Source organism: Bacillus sp. SIMBA_074 (genome assembly GCF_046534555.1).
Lineage (GTDB): Bacteria > Bacillota > Bacilli > Bacillales > Bacillaceae_G > Bacillus_A > Bacillus_A mycoides.
In genome coordinates this window covers 1-369 of record NZ_JAWRYM010000181.1, presented here as the reverse complement: position 1 = coordinate 369, position 369 = coordinate 1, and the positions used below count along the sequence as shown (strand labels likewise).

Below are 369 nucleotides of genomic sequence, written 5' to 3'. Positions count from 1 at the left end.
CAATGTGGCATAATGGCCACAAAGGAGTTGATATCGTGGAAAAGTCATTCTATTATTCAGTCGCATGGTCTGAGGTTAGCTATCTCAAGGACGCCCTACAAGCAATGGAGATTCCGTTTGTCATTGAGCAAAACAGCGAACGCCTACAACTAGAAGATGGCCATGTTGCTTTTGCTTTCCCGGACCTGCATGTTCGGGTTTATGGTAACGTCCGCGAACTGTTTGGCAGCCACGGACGCAGTTATCCTCAGTGAACGAGGTGTGCCGGCTCTTGTTGTTCCTCTGGTTTCACCCAAATCTCTTCTGCTGCCATCATCCAAGTTCCATCCTGTTCAGCAAGCATCGATCGTAGAACGGTTTCTGCAATGG

At 48.5% G+C, this 369-nt stretch carries 1 protein-coding gene; it reads left to right on the top strand.

Going from position 1 to position 369, the window contains the following annotated elements; all coding sequences use genetic code 11:
• On the top strand, window positions 1-254 hold a 254-nt coding region (locus SB773_RS30400), incomplete at its 5' end, for a hypothetical protein (protein WP_410593917.1).
• Window positions 255-369: the final 115 nt, after the last annotated feature.